The sequence below is a fragment of the Methanosalsum zhilinae DSM 4017 genome (assembly GCF_000217995.1).
Lineage (GTDB): Archaea > Halobacteriota > Methanosarcinia > Methanosarcinales > Methanosarcinaceae > Methanosalsum > Methanosalsum zhilinae.
The window spans coordinates 175,424-191,749 of sequence record NC_015676.1; the positions used below are offsets into that span (position 1 = coordinate 175,424).

Annotated in this window: 19 protein-coding genes, 1 tRNA gene and 2 pseudogenes; 9 read left to right on the forward strand and 13 right to left on the reverse strand. The window is 42.2% G+C overall.

Annotated elements, in window-relative coordinates; translation table 11 throughout:
• Positions 1-58: 58 nt before the first annotated feature.
• Positions 59-444, reverse strand: a pseudogene (gene msrB, locus MZHIL_RS00780) (peptide-methionine (R)-S-oxide reductase MsrB).
• Positions 445-560: 116 nt separating this feature from the next.
• Between msrB and MZHIL_RS00785 the strand changes: the two are divergent.
• Together MZHIL_RS00785 and MZHIL_RS10605 are read left to right on the forward strand one after the other, a co-directional pair.
• Positions 561-806, forward strand: coding sequence for a DUF2769 domain-containing protein (locus MZHIL_RS00785; protein ID WP_013897468.1), 246 nt, complete (start codon positions 561-563; stop codon positions 804-806).
• A gap of 15 nt (positions 807-821) precedes the next feature.
• Complete coding sequence (locus tag MZHIL_RS10605; protein ID WP_013897469.1) at positions 822-992, forward strand: hypothetical protein; 171 nt, start codon at positions 822-824, stop codon at positions 990-992.
• Positions 993-1,021: 29 nt separating this feature from the next.
• Here MZHIL_RS10605 and MZHIL_RS00790 read toward each other — a convergent pair whose 3' ends face one another.
• The 10 genes and pseudogenes from MZHIL_RS00790 to MZHIL_RS00835 all read right to left on the reverse strand — a co-directional run bounded on the left by MZHIL_RS00790 (position 1,022) and on the right by MZHIL_RS00835 (position 9,034).
• Positions 1,022-1,615, reverse strand: coding sequence for a pentapeptide repeat-containing protein (locus MZHIL_RS00790; RefSeq protein WP_013897470.1), 594 nt, complete (start codon positions 1,613-1,615; stop codon positions 1,022-1,024).
• Positions 1,616-1,619: 4 nt separating this feature from the next.
• Entirely contained in the window at positions 1,620-2,132 is a 513-nt protein-coding gene (locus tag MZHIL_RS10185) for a PspC domain-containing protein (protein ID WP_013897471.1), read from the reverse strand.
• A gap of 63 nt (positions 2,133-2,195) precedes the next feature.
• A complete protein-coding gene (locus MZHIL_RS00800) occupies positions 2,196-3,323 on the reverse strand; it encodes an SO_0444 family Cu/Zn efflux transporter (protein ID WP_013897472.1) in 1,128 nt (375 codons plus the stop codon).
• Positions 3,320-3,670 (reverse strand): ArsR/SmtB family transcription factor, encoded by a 351-nt coding sequence (locus tag MZHIL_RS00805; protein WP_013897473.1) that lies wholly within the window; start codon positions 3,668-3,670, stop codon positions 3,320-3,322. The genes MZHIL_RS00800 and MZHIL_RS00805 overlap by 4 nt, the downstream gene beginning before the upstream one ends.
• 39 nt (positions 3,671-3,709) lie before the next feature.
• On the reverse strand, positions 3,710-4,483 hold the full coding sequence (locus tag MZHIL_RS00810; protein WP_013897474.1) for an energy-coupling factor transporter transmembrane component T family protein: 774 nt from the start codon (positions 4,481-4,483) through the stop codon (positions 3,710-3,712).
• Positions 4,480-5,309, reverse strand: a pseudogene (locus MZHIL_RS00815) (energy-coupling factor transporter ATPase). Before MZHIL_RS00815 ends, MZHIL_RS00810 begins: the two are co-directional and overlap by 4 nt.
• On the reverse strand, positions 5,285-6,124 hold the full coding sequence (locus MZHIL_RS00820; RefSeq protein ID WP_013897476.1) for an energy-coupling factor transporter ATPase: 840 nt from the start codon (positions 6,122-6,124) through the stop codon (positions 5,285-5,287). The pseudogene MZHIL_RS00815 and the gene MZHIL_RS00820 overlap by 25 nt, the downstream one beginning before the upstream one ends.
• Positions 6,114-6,668 carry a biotin transporter BioY gene (locus tag MZHIL_RS00825; RefSeq protein WP_013897477.1) on the reverse strand — a complete coding sequence of 185 codons (555 nt, stop codon included), beginning with the start codon at positions 6,666-6,668 and terminating at the stop codon, positions 6,114-6,116. The genes MZHIL_RS00820 and MZHIL_RS00825 overlap by 11 nt, the downstream gene beginning before the upstream one ends.
• A 93-nt stretch (positions 6,669-6,761) precedes the next feature.
• A complete protein-coding gene (thsA, locus tag MZHIL_RS00830) occupies positions 6,762-8,378 on the reverse strand; it encodes a thermosome subunit alpha (RefSeq protein ID WP_048815585.1) in 1,617 nt (538 codons plus the stop codon).
• Positions 8,379-8,620: 242 nt separating this feature from the next.
• Positions 8,621-9,034 carry a hypothetical protein gene (locus MZHIL_RS00835; protein ID WP_013897479.1) on the reverse strand — a complete coding sequence of 138 codons (414 nt, stop codon included), beginning with the start codon at positions 9,032-9,034 and terminating at the stop codon, positions 8,621-8,623.
• Positions 9,035-9,224: 190 nt separating this feature from the next.
• On the opposite strand from MZHIL_RS00835, the gene rbr reads away from it, so the two are divergent.
• Entirely contained in the window at positions 9,225-9,806 is a 582-nt protein-coding gene (rbr, locus tag MZHIL_RS00840) for a rubrerythrin (RefSeq protein ID WP_048815420.1), read from the forward strand.
• 153 nt (positions 9,807-9,959) lie between these two features.
• Here the strand turns inward: rbr and MZHIL_RS00845 are convergent.
• Positions 9,960-10,034 (reverse strand) — tRNA-Arg (locus MZHIL_RS00845).
• A 99-nt stretch (positions 10,035-10,133) separates the two neighbouring features.
• Here MZHIL_RS00845 and MZHIL_RS00850 point away from each other — a divergent pair.
• Positions 10,134-11,315 (forward strand): redox-regulated ATPase YchF, encoded by a 1,182-nt coding sequence (locus MZHIL_RS00850; protein WP_013897481.1) that lies wholly within the window; start codon positions 10,134-10,136, stop codon positions 11,313-11,315.
• A 48-nt stretch (positions 11,316-11,363) separates the two neighbouring features.
• The gene (locus tag MZHIL_RS00855; protein ID WP_157209605.1) at positions 11,364-12,035 is read left to right on the forward strand and encodes an undecaprenyl diphosphate synthase family protein; all 672 of its coding nucleotides are present in this window, start codon (positions 11,364-11,366) and stop codon (positions 12,033-12,035) included.
• 6 nt (positions 12,036-12,041) lie between these two features.
• Here the strand turns inward: MZHIL_RS00855 and rimI are convergent, their stop codons facing one another.
• On the reverse strand, positions 12,042-12,470 hold the full coding sequence (gene rimI, locus MZHIL_RS00860) for a ribosomal protein S18-alanine N-acetyltransferase (protein ID WP_013897483.1): 429 nt from the start codon (positions 12,468-12,470) through the stop codon (positions 12,042-12,044).
• 116 nt (positions 12,471-12,586) lie between these two features.
• On the opposite strand from rimI, the gene MZHIL_RS00865 reads away from it, so the two are divergent.
• The 4 genes from MZHIL_RS00865 to mer all read left to right on the forward strand — a co-directional run bounded on the left by MZHIL_RS00865 (position 12,587) and on the right by mer (position 16,325).
• On the forward strand, positions 12,587-13,036 hold the full coding sequence (locus tag MZHIL_RS00865) for a DUF5817 domain-containing protein (protein WP_013897484.1): 450 nt from the start codon (positions 12,587-12,589) through the stop codon (positions 13,034-13,036).
• Positions 13,037-13,148: 112 nt separating this feature from the next.
• Positions 13,149-14,420 carry an ATP-binding protein gene (locus tag MZHIL_RS00870; RefSeq protein ID WP_013897485.1) on the forward strand — a complete coding sequence of 424 codons (1,272 nt, stop codon included), beginning with the start codon at positions 13,149-13,151 and terminating at the stop codon, positions 14,418-14,420.
• A gap of 20 nt (positions 14,421-14,440) precedes the next feature.
• A complete protein-coding gene (locus tag MZHIL_RS00875; RefSeq protein WP_013897486.1) occupies positions 14,441-15,187 on the forward strand; it encodes an MBL fold metallo-hydrolase in 747 nt (248 codons plus the stop codon).
• 151 nt (positions 15,188-15,338) lie between these two features.
• Positions 15,339-16,325 carry a 5,10-methylenetetrahydromethanopterin reductase gene (gene mer, locus MZHIL_RS00880; RefSeq protein ID WP_013897487.1) on the forward strand — a complete coding sequence of 329 codons (987 nt, stop codon included), beginning with the start codon at positions 15,339-15,341 and terminating at the stop codon, positions 16,323-16,325.
• The last annotated feature ends 1 nt before the right edge of the window (position 16,326 follow it).

Genomic DNA, 16,326 nt, shown 5'->3' on the forward strand with positions numbered 1-16,326 from the left:
TTAACCCTATTATCATTTCTTTTGTTTTAGTATTTATAGGTTTGCGGATAACTAAGAGTCATTTTTTCTTAAAATCCAGTGAAAGTGAATTTATGCAGTATCTTTTACCCGTGGGTGGGGGGCCATCGTCAAATACATGTCCAAGATGGCTTTTGCATCTGCTGCACACAACTTCGGTACGTCTCATCATATAGCTTGTATCCTCTTCCAGAGATACCTTCTTTTCAGATAATGGAGCATTGAAACTGGGCCATCCTGTACCTGAGTCAAACTTGCTTTCTGAGTCAAAAAGTTCCTGACCACAGGCAGAGCAGGTGTATATCCCCTTTTCTTTATGATCTACATATTCCCCACTAAAAGGCGGTTCTGTTTTTTTCTTCTCAGCACATCATACTGGTCTGGAGTAAGGACCTTTTTCCACTCCTCTTCAGATTTTTCTTGCAATCTATATCCCCCTGCTATATATGTCAGTTACAATAATATCCTTTTTGGTCTGGTGTAATCTATATATCCGGGAAACTTGTAATCTTATTTCAGATTCAACACAATGTGGGATATTTATGGAGAGGGCCAATAACTGGAGAAATAAATATGGACGTTATTCCGGGATATGTGCATCCTATCATCATTCAAAAGGATGTATTTGCAGGAACTGCCCAACATATCCGCAGGACGAAGGATTCATGTACTGTGCAAAGGGTCCCAGTGATGCAGCAGGACGTAAAAATGGCTGCATGTGTCCGGAATGTATTGTATACGATAAGTTTAAATTAGAAGGCAGATACTTCTGTCAGGATAGAAAATAGATTTGAGGAGATATTATGGAGGATCTGAGAAAATTGCAGGATATGATGGAAAAAATGAAACCTTTTGAAGTTGGTGAATATGTTCAGGAGAACTACCCAGATAATCCGGAACTCTGGTCGGGCTCAAAAAAAATTGTTGTACGCAAGATCATCAATTTTGAAAGGGACAGAATGGAAGGCAAGTAAAGAAAGTTGTTTCCATACCTTTAGAATCTTTAAGCTCTGTTCACGAATACAAGGTTTGCTCTGTCAAGCTCTGTTCCTTCCAGATTGGCATTGCTCATGTCGGTCATTACAAAGTTGGTACCATCAATTCTTGCATGGCTCAGGTCTGCATAACTCATATCTGCCATAACAATATTTGCACCCCTTATATCTGCGCCTGAAAAATTTGTATGGCTGATATCAACCATTATGAAATTTGAACCTGCAAGATTTGTACCACTGAAATTAGCATGACTTAAATCCTGAAAAATATAATTTCCTGATACTGCCATATCAGGCCCGCCTGTAATTATTGATGGAATGAAGGCTGGTAAGAATGATGGTGTAGTACCTGCATTGATCCATGCTGCAATTATCAGAATTGCAATGATCACTGTCTCAGTTATGTACAGGGCATATGCCAGAAATCCTGATCTCACATGATTTGCAATTATGTCTATACCTGCAATAATGAATATCGCAGGCCAGAATTTCCACAGGGTCCACCAGAATCCTCCTGGAAGCATTGCCAGGTTGTTCAGCAGTAACAATATGCCGGCTACGATCAGTATTAGAGGACCGATTATGCCAGATCTGTACTTCATGATCTCATCCACCACGCCTTACAAGTATCCATATGCCAATAAATACTATCAATAAAGGCCACAGAATATTCCAGCTAAGCCACCAGAATATATCTATCCTGTCCAATATAAGAAAAACACCGATCAGTATAAGTCCTATTCCAATCCATGCTGGCCCTTCGTCCCTTTGACTATCTTTGCCCGCATTCTCATGATCCTGCTTTCTGTGCTCTTCTGGAGTTTCAGCTTTTTCATATTCCTGTTCTGTATTTTCCTGACCACCTTCAGTACGCTCATCATCACTTTCCGGCAGTCCTTCTTTTTCAGGCTGATACTTGCGTACATTGGTTTTTTCTTCAGGTACAATTATTGCCATGGCTATATATATCAGGATTCCAAGCCCGTCTATCAGGATAGCTACAATAAAAATCAATCTTACTACAGTTGAATCGATGTCAAAGTATTTCCCAAGACCTCCACAAACACCGGCAATCATGCGATCATCCCGGCTGCGGGTCAATTTTTTCTGGTTATCCATAATATTCCCCTTAAAATAGTGTCTGTTCTATTGTTGATAGTTACTATACCCGACTATTTAAATTCATACCTCGTCAGTACATGTTTTTCTGTAGCTGCGCATATAGGTGGCATATATTATCAAACATGCAAGTATTGCTGCAGAAATTGCCTTCACTTCAGCAGGCAAAAGGTCACTGGCGCTTCCTACAATGGCCGTTGCTTCAATCCCCATCCTGAAATAGATGTAGTCAAGTAAAAGCCCGAAGATAATAGAGCATATTGCAATAACTGAAATATAGATCATTGCAGTTCTTGTTCCAAGAAATTTTGCTACCATTGTGATGGTTGCTGCATTGGTTGCCGGACCTGCAAGAAGGAATACAAAGGCAGCACCGGGACTTACTCCTGCAACAATGAATGCGGCTGCAAGAGGTGTTGAAGCTGTTGCACAGATATATAGCGGAATACCGATAACAAGCATGATTAACATTGAAGCCACACCACCTCCCAGGTATGCCTGCACAATTTCAGAAGGCATTATATATGTTATCATACCGGCCAGAATTATTCCGATAATAAGCCACTTTGAAATATCTGCTACCAGATCGATGTAGGCATACCTTGCACCCCGTCCAAGTTTCTGGTGAAGTGTTTCACGATCCTGGATGCTGCAGCATTCGTCTTCACATGAACAGGAATTTTGAACATCTTCAGTTATCGAAGATGTGGGCGACGTATCGAGTATCTGCCTGGATGTGGGAACTGGTTTATCCTTTTCCAGAAGATTATCTGCAATACCTGCGGCAGAGGCAGTGATAAATGTAGCAATTGGCCGGAAGATTGTCATGATAGGGTCCAGCAGGGCATAGGTTATTGATATCGAATCCACTCCTGTTTCTGGCGTGGAGATCAAAAAAGAAAGTGTTGCACCTTTTGTAGCACCTCTTCTTCTAAGAGAGAGTGCTGCAGGAACAACACCACAGGAACAGAGAGGCAGTGGGACTCCTGCAACTGATGCATTGAGTACTGATCTCACCCTGCCTGCCGATGATCCCAGATATTGAATGATCTTTTCATCAGGAAGGAATATCTTTAGAAGACCAGCCACTGCAAATCCCAGAAGTAGATACGGAGCTGCTTCTGCAAAGATGTTCAGCGATTCAATTGCGCTACCATATATAAATGAGATAAGGAAATCAAAGTATGTCACCTGCTCCTCTCCTCTGCATACTTTCTGCAGATCTGCATCATTTTTCTGATTTCCTCATCGTGAATAAAATAGATTGCAAATCTTCCTTCACGCTTTACGCCTACAATACCCGCATTCTTCATGATACTCAGGCTGTGTGAAATGGCAGACTGGGTAACATCCAGTCCGGCTTCAAGCTCACAGACACACATCTGCTTTTGTGAAAGAAGGAATAGTATCCTGAGTCTGGTATCTGACTGGAGAATATGGAATATGGTAACCATTCTGTCAAGTGCTTCGTTTCCTGGTATGTGTGATACCATTTCATTGATCAGTTTTCTGTCAATTCTTTCGCATGAAACAGACATATATGAACATATGATAATATATTCATATATAATTTTCTTTCAGTAAAGTACAACAAATATCAGAATTGCAGGTACGCATATAAGGACAGCCCAGTCGATACCGTTCATTTCCAGTTCATGAAGGTATGTACGTGATATCCCCTGATAACATCGGCTCTGCATTGCCATAGTCAGATCATCTGCATCCCTGATCGAACTGATTATCAGGGGAACTGATATGGACGATACTGCTCGCAGGATATTATGACGTGGATCCATACCCCTTGATATCTGTGCTTCTCTTATCTGACGTGCATTCTCAAAAAACATTGGAATGAACCTGATAGACAGTGACATCATTGCTGCAAGGTCATGAGAAGTGATACCTGCAGCCTTTAGAGGAAGGGGTCGAAATAATCGTTCAAGCCCGTTAGTTATCATTGAAGGCCTGGTTGTTGCTGTAAGGATGGTTGCAAAGAGTATTAGCAGTACAAACCGTGTTACCACAGTCAGACCCAGTTCAAGACCTTCATAGGTTGGTTTAAGCGGACCTATTGAAAATATCAGGTCACCTTGGGTAAGGAACAACTGCATAAAAAATATCAGAGGAAAAAATATCATCATTGGTTTGAGTGAATGCCAGAAAGCCCTGAATCCCGTGCCTGAAATATATGAGCAAATCATAAAAAGGATTACAAGGGTTGCAAAATGTTCAGGAATACCTGCAGCAAACACAGCAATGCTAATACAAATTAGAGAAATTATTTTGGTCCTGGGATCAAGACGGTGCAAAAATGAGTCTCCAGGGAAATAGGAAAAGAACAGATTTGTCATCCTATATCCCCTTTCCTGTCATGCAGACATTTAAGAATTTGATAACATGCATCATCAGCTGTAAAGATTGCATCATCAACTTCAAATCCTCTCTGCTTGATGTTTCTCATAAGGGTTGTGATGGGAGGTACATGGGACCGGGATTTTGTAATAAAATCCTTTGTAGACCCGCTAAATTCAACTTTTCCTTTTCGGATCAGGATCACCTCCTCGGCAACTGACAGTATTTCCGAGATCTGGTGGGAGACCATGATCACAGTGGTGCCTCTGGAATGTACTGTCTGCAGGTATTTAAGAAATGTTTTCCTCCCTTCAGAATCCATACCGGATGTTGGCTCATCAAGGATCAGATATTCGGGTCTGGTAGCCAGTACTCCTGCCATTGCCAGTCTTCTTTGCTCACCTCCACTGAGCTTGAATGGTGATTTTTCCAGCTGTTTCTGGTCTATACCGGCCATTTCGCCAGATTCTATCACTCTCTGGTGTATTTCATTTGTGTCAAGTCCCATGTTTGAAGGTCCAAAGGCAATATCTTCATATCCGGTTGTGCAGAACAGTTGTTTTTCTGGATTCTGGAATAAAACCCCCACTTTTTTTTAACTTCCCGGGAGGCTGCATTCATCCCATCAATTGTAACAGTGCCGGAATCAGGTTTGAGCAGACCATTGAAGAGCCTGATCAGTGTAGATTTGCCTGAACCACTGTCCCCGACGATTCCAGTAAATTTTCCCTTCCTGATTTCAAAGCTTACATCCTCAAGTGCATCAGTCTGAGCAGATGTTCCCCTGTTGTATGAATAGCTTATATTCCTGAGAGTGATTGACATATTCTATCAGCAAGCCTGTTAATATCTGTAAAATGAAAATCTGGTTCAATTATGTTCGCCTGTTGAAGGCGCCTGATCAGCTGTATGATGTCTGGTACATCTATTCCCATCTCTTCCAGTCCTTCCTGCATAAAGAACTCAGATGGTGGCCCTGTATACCTGATCTCATTATTATCCATCAGTACTATTCTGTCAGCATTGAGAACCTCTTCCAGCATATGGGTCACATAGATCATTGTTCTGCCGCTGCTTCTTATATTATTCAGATAGGTAAGTATTTCCAGGCGTCCTCCCTGATCCAGCATGGATGTTACCTCGTCAAAGATAATGCATTCGGGATCCATTGCCATGACGCCTGCAATGGCTGCTCTCTGCATCTGTCCTCCGCTAAGGCTTTTTGGTTCTCTGTCCCTGAACTCTTCCATTGAGGTATCTGATAATGCCCTATCTGTTCGTTTTTTTATGTTTTCAGAGGACAGTGCCAGATTTTCAGGACCAAAGGCTACATCTTCTTCAACTGTTGTCCTGACAAATTGTGTATCTGGGTTCTGGAAGACCATACCTACAACTTGGCGTATCGTCCATAGATTGGAGGGTAGCGAAGTATCCATTCCGTTTACAGTGACAGCTCCTCTATCAGGTATCAGCAATCCATTGAGGTGCTTTATCAGGGTAGATTTTCCGCATCCGTTTTTACCGACCAGTGCAACGAATTCTCCTCTTTTTATATCAAGACTGATTCCGTTAAGTGCTGGGGTGCCGTCAGGATAACTATAGTATATGTTATCCACTTTGATGATAGTCTCAGATCTCATATTTTGTTGTGATGTATGAAGCAATTGATACCTTTATCAGATCGGCAATAACAAAGGGAACAACTCCAATAGTCAGTGCTTCAATCAGTTCCAGATCTGCAACTGCCATCATCTGGGTGACACCTGCAAGATAGATCACAGCCAGTCCACATATGATTATTGAAGCATTGGATATAAACCGCTCTGGAGTTCTGATTTCTTTGAGATATCCGATCAGTAATGCAGCAAATACAAATCCTACAAGATATCCTCCGGTTGGACCTAGCAGAATTCCAAGCCCGGATGCACCTCCTGCAAACACAGGCAGACCTATGATTCCAAGCAATAAATAAACAAGTACACTGATGGTACCCCATTTTTTCCCAAGCATGGTTCCTGCCAGAAATACGAAAAGAACCTGTGCTGTTAGGGGAACCGGACTGATCGGGATGGGGACTCTTATATAGGCACCAACTGAGATCAGTGCAGCAAACAGTGCTGCAAATACCATTTTTCTTAGATCATCAGACTCTGGTGGGGGTGAATCAGTTTCATTGTAAACCATAAATCAAAAATGGTTAACATCGGATATAAATATTATTATTCAGATGAAAAAAAAGTAGCTGGATTGTGAAATCCAGCAGGACATATTGTCCAATTACATATCTTCAGGCATTTCCGGCATTCCGCCGCCACCGCCACCTCTGCCGCTTGATGCAATAACGTCATCAATTCTGAGGATCATTACTGCGGCTTCTGTGGCAGCATTGATTGCCTGGGTCTTGGTTCTGAGTGGTTCCACAACATTGTTCTCCCACATGTCAACAACCTTTCCGGTATAGACATCAAGACCTGCTTTCTTGTTACCTTTTTCATGCTGGGATTTCATTTCAACCATTGTGTCAATGGGGTCAAGTCCTGCATTTTCTGCAAGTGTCTTTGGTACAACTTCCAGTGCTTCTGCAAACTTTGAGACTGCAAGCTGTTCTCTTCCTTTAAGTGATGATGCATATTCAGAAAGTCTAAGAGATAGTTCTATCTCAGGGGAACCTCCTCCTGCAACGATCTGCCCATCTTCAAGGGCAACACCTACAACACGCAGTGCATCGTGCAGTGCCCTGTCAAGACTTTCGACAACATGCTCTGTACCACCGTGGAGTACTATTGAAACGGCTTTAGGACTTGGACAGTCGATAACAAAGGTCATTTTTGTGCCACTGATATTTTTCTCCTCAACACGGCCAGCGGAGCCAAGGTCTGATTCACTGATCTCATTGATATCCTGCAGGATTTTTGCACCGGTTGCCTTTGAGAGTTTTTCAAGATCACTGGTCTTCACTCTCCTGAGTGCATATATTCCTTCTTTCTGCAGGTAGTACTGGGCAAGGTCGTCAATTCCTTTCTGACAGAAGACCACATTTGCACCACTGCTGATAATCTTGCCTACCATATCCTTGATCATCTTTTCTTCCTGGTCCAGGAACATCTGCATCTGGTCAGGGGATGTTATCTTGATCTCTGCGTCCACTTCGGTTTTTTTCAGTTCTATTGCCTGGCTTAGCAGAAGGATCTTTGCATCCTTAACATGATCAGGCATACTGGGATGGACTTTTTCCTTATCAATGACAATTCCATTGATCAGCTCCGAATCTCTAATACTTCCACCTGCACGCTTTTCGATCTTGATGTCATCCACATCGACCTTGATGCCGGAATCAGTCTTTTCAGCAACTGCCCTTACAGCTTCTACGGTAAGCTTTGCAAGCTTTTCTTTATGTGATTCTGCACCTTTGCCTGTAATTGCAGTGGATGCAATCTTCTCCAGGGTCTGGGTGTCATCTTCTGAAACATCAATTGTAATGGTCTTTAGGATATCTGCTGATTTTTTTGCTGCTTCCCTGTAGCCACTGGAAATGATTGTCTGGTGAATTCCCATATCCATGAGATCTTCTGCCTTTTTGAGCAGTTCTCCTGCAAGGATGGATGCTGTTGTGGTTCCGTCTCCTACTTCATCATCCTGGGTCTTTGCAACCTCAACGATCATTTTTGCTGCCGGATGCTCGATATCCATTTCTTTGAGAATGGTGGCACCGTCATTTGTGATTACCACATCTCCCATTGAATCCACAAGCATTTTGTCCATTCCCTTGGGTCCAAGGGTTGTACGCACTGCATCTGCAACAGCTTTTGCTGCCATGATGTTGTTTCCCTGGGCATCTCGGCCCCTGGTTCTCTGAGTACCTTCTGCCAATATAAATATGGGCTGTCCACTCATATTTGCCATAATTCTAGCCTCCTTTATTGTAGTTGATTGATTAAAATTTGATTCAGGTTCATAATCTTTCAGGAGCATCAGATATGCTCGATTTTCCTATTCTAAATGCAAGCACTTCTATATAAATCTATTCAATAATCTATCTGTGATGCTCACTGTAAGGAGGCAGTCTAAACAGGATAAATGCCAGAAAGACTATGCTACCTGCTGCGTGCTGTAAACCTGTCATGTCAGACCTATATTCAGTCCTCAGGCAGGTATATTTTTTCCAGATGATTGCTTACTCTGCAGTAGACATAGTCTCTGTAATTGTTGCGGTTGACAATATCAAATACAGCAATATCTGGAATATACCATGATACTGCGGTTACTATATTATTCTCTTCCATCTCAGCGACAACATAATTGAGTTTTCCAAAATCATCAACCCATGTCCGCCAGTCGCTTGCCCGCATATCACTTGGATTCCCTGCAATTGCGGTTTCCAGTTTTTTGAGCAGGAAACCATATATCTGGAACCACTGTATATCATCCCGGCTGGCGTTTGCCTTTCCCTGCCTGATATCTTCTTCAAGCTGTTTTAAAAAAATAAATATATCACTTGATTTTAATGTCTTACTGCTGATCTTTTTGAGTATAATGTTAGCCCCGTGCATGTCCACACTCCGTATGAAAAAGTATTCTCTGCTGCAGGCAGATATCGGTACTTTCTTTTTTATTTGTTCTGAAAATAGATAAGGTTTTTTCCAAATATAAGGACTATGAATGGTTAATCTTATCTGTAATTGACCAGATATAAATATTAAAACGATTGCTATAAAGTATAAACAGATGTGGGGACTTCGTGTGGATAAAACCATAGAAAATATGACCAAGGCGTTTATTGGAGAGAGTCTGGCAAGAAACCGCTACACCAATTTTGCAAAGGTTGCAAAAAGTGAAGGATATGAACAGATCGCAGAGATATTTCTCAATACTGCAGAAAATGAAAGGGAACATGCTAAATGGATGCTAAAGCTGATAACCGAACTTAAAGTTGAAAGCGGGAAGGGACCTGACAAAGTCAACCTTGATATTGATGTTCCTGTTTGTGGAACAACTGTTGACAATTTAAATGATTCAATATCAGGGGAAGATTATGAAACACAGGTCATGTATCCCCAGTTCGCAGAAATCGCAGAACAGGAGGGTCTTCCGGAGATCGCAGAGAGGTTCAGGGCAATAGGTGAGGTTGAGAAACATCATCAGGAAAGATTTAAGAAACTCCTGTCCGAAGTTGAAAAAGGCACCGTATATAAAAAGAGTCAGGAAGTGCAATGGGTATGCAGGAAATGCGGATATGTACATACAGGTACAGAACCTCCAGAAGAGTGTCCGTCATGCGATCATGCATATAATTATTTCCAGGTGAAGTGTGAAGAATACTGATACCATACCTGATCAGGCTATTTGATTTAAAGGGCAGATACGAATGAATGCCCTTCCTTATTTTTTAAAGCTTACCACTTCTCCAGAAAGGCTAAAATGATCAATATTTTTTATATCCTGCTCCTGTATAAGATCAGAACCAAAATTAATAAATGGCGTCCCGACCGAGATTTGAACTCGGGTCTAAGGCTCCGCAGGCCTCAAGGATATCCACTACCCTATCGGGACATTCCGGAATTTAGCTAATGTGCTATCCTCATATAAATCTTATCATAATCTTTACATTATCAATAAAAGTTAAATCCCCCTTTTACTGATTTATTAATCATGACACTTACTCTAGGACTTGCAGGGAAACCAAATTCTGGAAAATCCACCTTTTTTAAGGCTGCTACAATGGCAGAGGTGGAGATTGCCAATTATCCGTTTACAACAATTGAGGCAAATCATGGTGTAACCTATGTTCGTGCCGACTGTCCCTGCAGGGAAAAGGATGATCTCTGCGGCAACTGTAATGGGGGTATAAGGTATGTTCCCATTGAGGTAATTGATGTTGCAGGACTGGTACCGGATGCCCATTTGGGTAGAGGTCTTGGGAACACTTTTCTTGATGAGCTGAGACAGGCATCGGCAATAATACATGTCATCGATGCCTCAGGTGGAACGGATAATGAAGGTAATCCGGTTGATGTGGGTACGCAAGACCCACTGGATGATGTGAAATTTCTCAACCATGAACTGACAATGTGGATCCACTCAATACTCAAGCGCAACTGGGAAAGATTATCAAGAAAAACTAAAGCTGAAAGCCTTAAAGTCTCCCAGGTAATTGCAGATCAGCTTGCAGGGGCAGGTGTTGACGAGGAACAGGTACATCAGGCAATACTGGCAGCAAAGCCGGCCCAGGATCATACAAAATGGAGTGACCAGGAACTGTTATCTCTTTGCGATCATATCCGTATCATAAGTAAACCAATGGTGATCGCTGCAAACAAGATAGATATTGCACCTGAGGATAACCTCAGTAAACTTAAAAGTACGGATTTGATGGTTATCGGTACAAGCGCTGCAGCTGAACTGGCCCTGAGATCTGCTGCAGGGTGTGGAATCATTGAATATTATCCCGGTGATGCCAGCTTCACTATCATCTGTGATGACCTGACCTCTTCCCAGAAAAAAGGCCTGCAAAGTCTTGAGCATTTTCTGGATAAACACCACAGGACAGGAGTACAGGAATGTATAAACCAGGCTGTCTTTGATCTGCTGGACCTTATTGTTGTTTATCCTGTTGAAGATGAGAAAAAGTGGACCGATAAAAATGATAATGTGCTGCCGGATGCATTTTTGATGAAAAAGGGTTCAACCGCCCATGACCTTGCATACAGGGTGCATTCAGATATAGGTGATAGGTTCCTGTATGCGGTGGATGCAAGAACAAGAATGCGCCTGGGTGAAAAACATGAACTTGAACATAATGATGTGATCAAGATCGTATCAACAGCAAACTGAAATTAGAACCTTTCCCGAAATTCCTGAAATACAACTAAGATTGATGCTTTGGTCAATATTATGATATCCCGGCTCTATAAACTCTATCTTCATCGCAGAATAATGCGAAACCGGGATTCTATTCCCGGACACATAACATTGGTACTTTCAGAATCAGGCTTGCTGACATCTGATGGATACAAATCGCTACAATCAACTGTTGATATATGCAGGGAACTTGGTATACAGATGATCAGCATCTATGTGGATATCCTTGATACCGAGAATCGTCTAAAGCAGGAGGTGGCCTGCAGGCTGATAGCAGATCTCGAACGGATGGTGTCCCGTCTATCCTACAGCCCAAAACTTAAGATATACTCACTTGATGGAGAACTGTATAAAGAAGTAGATGGTTCAGTACCTGAAATATTTTTTTCAGCAGGTTTTGGAGGAAGGGATGAGATCACAAAGGCAGTAAGATCCATATTAGGTGATGTGGAAAAAGGCAGAGTAAAGGTCGAGGAAATTGATGAGAATATTCTGGAATCAAGGTTAATGCTTCAGAATGAACCTGATGTTGTGATTCGTGCAGGAGGTCGGAACCTGTCTGATTTTCTGATATGGCAGTCGGTATACTCTGAACTCTTCTTTACAGATATCAACTGGTCTGACATAAGGGATATTGATGTTTTAAGGATTATCCGGGATTACCAGATGCGCCAGCGAAGGTTTGGACGATAATCCATTTCATTTATTATTTACTTTTCTCTCCATAACAAGTGCATTATCGTCGGGATAGTAGTTCCTGATTCTACCCCTTACAGAAAAACCATACCTTCTATAAAATTCCTGTACCTGTGTGCTATTTTCTCGCACTTCCAGAAATATCGCCTTTAAACCGCGTCTTGCTGCATATTCTATGGACCATCTGATCAGCACTGATCCAATACCCTGTCTGCGGTGGTGGGGATGGACTGCAATATTTGCAAGATGTGCATAGCTATTTACGACAAAAATAATAAGATATCCTGTAATATTTTTCTCAGTCTGATAAACAACAAACCCAGGATGACCTGTAAAAGAATAGAATATCCCCTCAGGCCAGGGATTTGGGAATGACATCCTCTCAATTTCTAATATTTCCTTCAGGTCACTGAACTTTGCTTTCCTGATCATCTGATTACAGATGAATATTCCTTCACCCTTTTAGGGATATCTGCTGAAACCCTGATTTTTCAGATATTTTTAAAAATATTCACTGATTATATTGTTCCCGGATTGAGTGATTATATATGTATGCAGTTATCGTATGCCCAAAATGCAGATCCCATTCCCAGATAATCGAGCAGGCAGGTGCAAAGACTACCAGATGCCAGAGATGCGGGTCCACACTCAAGGTACGCAGGCTGAGATTGCTGTATGAGAGTGATACTCTCAGCAAAGCAGTTGAAGCAAGGACATGCATACAGATGAAACTGGATGGGGAAGATGAACCCGATAAAGCAGATAAGTCTCAGGCAACCTTATCTGCAGACCGCAGGAAACCTCCAAAGAAGAAAGGACCTGAAAAGATAGTTCTCGATACTGTAAGATCAGAAGGGGGCACTGTGGATATATATGAACTTGAGCGCAGGCTTGCAGATCATGGTATTGAAGGTGAACAATTCGAGAAAGTACTGGCGATTCTGCTGGAGCGTGGTGAACTCTATTCTCCTGAAAAGGGTAGGATCAGAGCTGTATAATATTTTTAGTTTTCTGTTCATGGAAACGCAACATATATCTAAAAAGAGTGGATATTTATAAGATCTAAATTCATACGGCACAGATTTAAAATGTGTACTATCAGGTAAAATCATGTCAAATTCAATGGTTGATATTGTGGAGCTGCTGCTTACTGCAGAAATATATAATCGGTACAGTGAACTGGATGTTAACGACCTTCCAAAAAACATACGCAAAAAGTTCTGGAGCAGGGAGCACAGAAGCGTACCCCGGCCAGTATCTGTATCTGTATCTGACATAAAGGACCTCTATCAGGTCGAGGATGTTAGTCGGGATGTGAGGTCCCTACCGTTTGTTGATATCGACAGGGCAGGTTTTGGTATAAAGATAACTGCACTGGAGGTTGCAGCATCATGGTTTGGTAAACAGGAAAGGTCCGATGAGAGGATCGCAAACAATCCGGTGCTTGCATTCTATTTTGAGAAACTCAGGCAGAAGGGCGCAGATTATCGCAGTGCCAGAGAAAAGGTAAAGCCAAAGGAAGCTGATCGCGAGTGGATAGAGACCCTGATAAGTGAGATATCTGAGGAAGAGGGCGGAAAGGATATGTTGAAACTTGTCCGCATCATAGCACCGGAGGACATCATGCAACCCTTATCTGATCTGATACTCACTAAGAATCAGGAAGAGGAGATTGAAAAAATTGTTCGGGCAATACAATACAGGGACTACCTTAGAAAAATAGGACTGTATGACATCGGAAAGGTTTTGATGGTTGGTCCACCGGGAACAGGAAAGACTTCAGCTGCAAGAGCACTTTCTGAAAAGCTGGGTATACCCTTTGTTGAGGTCAGGCTTTCAATGATAACAGATCAGTATCTGGGAGAGACTGCAAAGAACATAGACCGCGTATTTGAACTGGTCAAGCAGCTATCTCCGTGTATCCTTTTCATTGATGAATTTGATTTCATTGCAAAGACCCGGGTTTCAGATGAACATGCAGCCCTTAAAAGAGCAGTAAATACCCTGCTTAAAGCCATAGATGAGATCAGTCTTACAAGAGACGGTGTTCTGCTGATTGCTGCTACCAATCATCCCCGGATGCTGGACAGTGCAGCATGGCGAAGATTTGATGAGATTATGAATTTCCCGCTTCCGGATGTAGATATGAGACGGAAAATACTTGATATTGTTACCCGGGATATAGATGGTACATTTGATACGAAACAGATATCTCACCTGACCGAAGGATATACCGGCTCAGATCTGCGCATGGTTATCAGGGAGGCAGTACTGAGTTCACTGGTGGAGGACAGGACATATCTGACACAACAGGATCTGCTGTATGCAGTGGACAATTTCAATGAACGTGCAGTTATAAAGTCAGATGAATATGCTGCTTGATAGTATATTTGAGGTATTTAATGAAGGTCACATTGCTGGGAACAGGCGATGCAATAGGAACTCCTGTGGTGGGATGTAATTGCCCTGCATGCATAGACGGGAAAAACGGCGGAAGAAGCCGAAGGTATCGCTTTTCTGTTATGGTCGAATCACAGGGGGGCAAAAGGGTACTTATCGATACAGGCCCTGATCTGAAATGGCAGATGCTGGAAAATGATTTCAGCCATGTGGATGGCGTGATATGGACACATGGACATTATGATCACTATGCAGGATTTGTTGAATTTCACCGGATACAGAGAAAGGTGGATGTGTATGGCCTGACCCAGACACTGGATTATATACTGGATTATCTCTATTTTCTAAAACCTGTGCGCCATGATGTTTCAATGTATGAGTCGTTTTATATAGGTGACCTTGAATTCACTCTTTTTGAGGTTAATCATCCTCCCATGAAAAATGTTGCCGGTGTTATGATCTGTGAAGGAACCAGAAAGGTGGTCATTACAGGGGATACATGCAAAGATATTCCTCACAGGAGCATGTCTCTTATCAGAAACGCTGATCTTCTTATTGCAGATGCCATTGTTCCTTCGGGTTTTAATGTAACAAAACACATGAATTCACAGCAGGCTCTAAGATTTGCACAAGATACTGGAGCAAAGGATGTGGTATTGATCCATCTGAGCCATTATTTCAGACCCCATGATGAGGAGGCAGAGAATCTGCCCCTGGGATATGATGGGATGGAGATAGAGGTCTTATGAAATTGAACAATATTGATGGTTATAGGTGCCAGGGTATCACCGATCATTTCTGATCTGACATATTAAGTCTGGTGTAAAAAAAATGATACCAATAAGGTTTTAAATATGTATGTCTTCCTACATATCGTTAATTTAAACAGGAGTTTTTGATATGACGTTTGGAATAGAATTTGTGCCAAGCGATCCAGTTCACAAGATCGCATACTATGCAAAGCTTGCAGAAGACCAGGGTTTCAGTAACGTATGGATAACCGACCATTTCAACAATCGTGATGTGTACACAACACTGGCTACACTTGCCATGAACACAAACACCATCAAACTTGGTACAGGAGTTACGAACCCCTATACAAGAAATGTAGCAATCACCGCTTCAAGCATTGGCTCCATAAATGATATTTCAGGCGGCAGGGCCATTCTGGGAATCGGTCCAGGGGATAAGGCAACATTTGACTCTATGGGAATCTCGTGGGATAAACCACTGACCATGACCAAGGAAACTATTGCTGCACTAAGGGAATACTTTGCAGGAAATAAAGTCAGCATGGACGGCGAGATGGTCAAGGTCGGCGGTGCAAAGATGGCTTTCAAGACCGGCGATATCCCTATCTATATGGGTGCCCAGGGTCCAAAAATGCTTGAGCTTGCAGGAGAGGTGGCAGATGGTGTTCTGATCAATGCATCTCATCCAAAGGATTTCGAAGTTGCAATGGAGAAGATCTCTGCAGGTGCAAAGAAAGCAGGCAGAAGTATGGATGAGATTGATGTAGGTGCATATACCTGTTTCTCAGTTGACAAAGATGCTGGAAAAGCTATAGGTGCTGCAAAAGTTGTTGTTGCTTTCATAGTTGCAGGTTCTCCAGATATGGTTCTTGAACGTCATGGAATTGATGTGGAAGCCAAGAAAAAGATTGGTGAAGCTATATCAAAAGGCGACTTTGGTGCCCTTATGGGCGGGCTTGTGACAGATGGTATGATGGATGCTTTCTCTATCTGCGGAACTCCTGATGAATGTAAACAGAGAATAAATGATCTGCTTGATATTGGCGTAACACAGATTGTTGTTGGCTCACCAATTGGACCAAACAAGGAAAAAGCCATCAAGCTCATTGGAAAGGAAATTATCGGAGGAAACTGAG

Excerpts from the sequence above, each read along its gene's own strand:
- MZHIL_RS00810 (WP_013897474.1), bottom strand. The coding sequence starts at position 4,483 with ATGACAAATCTGTTCTTTTCCTATTTCCCTGGAGACTCATTTTTGCAC.
- mer (WP_013897487.1), top strand. The coding sequence starts at position 15,339 with ATGACGTTTGGAATAGAATTTGTGCCAAGCGATCCAGTTCACAAGATC.
- MZHIL_RS00820 (WP_013897476.1), bottom strand. The coding sequence starts at position 6,124 with ATGAGATCTGAGACTATCATCAAAGTGGATAACATATACTATAGTTAT.
- MZHIL_RS00865 (WP_013897484.1), top strand. The coding sequence starts at position 12,587 with ATGTATGCAGTTATCGTATGCCCAAAATGCAGATCCCATTCCCAGATA.
- rimI (WP_013897483.1), bottom strand. The coding sequence starts at position 12,470 with ATGATCAGGAAAGCAAAGTTCAGTGACCTGAAGGAAATATTAGAAATT.
- MZHIL_RS00850 (WP_013897481.1), top strand. The coding sequence starts at position 10,134 with ATGACACTTACTCTAGGACTTGCAGGGAAACCAAATTCTGGAAAATCC.
- MZHIL_RS00785 (WP_013897468.1), top strand. The coding sequence starts at position 561 with ATGGAGAGGGCCAATAACTGGAGAAATAAATATGGACGTTATTCCGGG.
- MZHIL_RS00825 (WP_013897477.1), bottom strand. The coding sequence starts at position 6,668 with ATGGTTTACAATGAAACTGATTCACCCCCACCAGAGTCTGATGATCTA.
- MZHIL_RS00870 (WP_013897485.1), top strand. The coding sequence starts at position 13,149 with ATGTCAAATTCAATGGTTGATATTGTGGAGCTGCTGCTTACTGCAGAA.
- MZHIL_RS10185 (WP_013897471.1), bottom strand. The coding sequence starts at position 2,132 with ATGGATAACCAGAAAAAATTGACCCGCAGCCGGGATGATCGCATGATT.
- MZHIL_RS00835 (WP_013897479.1), bottom strand. The coding sequence starts at position 9,034 with ATGCACGGGGCTAACATTATACTCAAAAAGATCAGCAGTAAGACATTA.
- MZHIL_RS00805 (WP_013897473.1), bottom strand. The coding sequence starts at position 3,670 with ATGTCTGTTTCATGCGAAAGAATTGACAGAAAACTGATCAATGAAATG.
- MZHIL_RS00875 (WP_013897486.1), top strand. The coding sequence starts at position 14,441 with ATGAAGGTCACATTGCTGGGAACAGGCGATGCAATAGGAACTCCTGTG.
- MZHIL_RS10605 (WP_013897469.1), top strand. The coding sequence starts at position 822 with ATGGAGGATCTGAGAAAATTGCAGGATATGATGGAAAAAATGAAACCT.
- thsA (WP_048815585.1), bottom strand. The coding sequence starts at position 8,378 with ATGAGTGGACAGCCCATATTTATATTGGCAGAAGGTACTCAGAGAACC.
- MZHIL_RS00790 (WP_013897470.1), bottom strand. The coding sequence starts at position 1,615 with ATGAAGTACAGATCTGGCATAATCGGTCCTCTAATACTGATCGTAGCC.